Consider the following 257-nt stretch of genomic DNA (forward strand, 5'->3'; position numbering starts at 1 on the left):
CCGCTTCACGCGCGTCGGTCTCGTCCGGCCACTTCGCGAGTGCATTGAGCACGCTGGCCACTTCCTGCGCGTTCATCGACTCGCGCAGCCTGGCCTCCGATATCAGACGACCGGCCAGGCGCAGCGCCGCTTCACGCGCGTCGGCCTCTTCCGGCCACTTCGCGAGTGCATTGAGCGCGTTGGCCACCGCCTGCGCGTTCATCGACCCGCGCAGCCCGGCATCCGAGGTCAGGCGACCGGCCAGGCGCAGCGCCGCT

The 257-nt window shown here is 70.8% G+C and carries 1 pseudogene; it reads right to left on the reverse strand.

From position 1 onward, the window contains the following. Window positions 1-257 (reverse strand): annotated as a pseudogene (locus tag EVC45_RS46095) (hypothetical protein); the annotation flags it as partial.

The organism is Paraburkholderia sp. UYCP14C (genome assembly GCF_004197395.1).
In the GTDB taxonomy this organism is placed as follows: Bacteria; Pseudomonadota; Gammaproteobacteria; order Burkholderiales; family Burkholderiaceae; genus Paraburkholderia.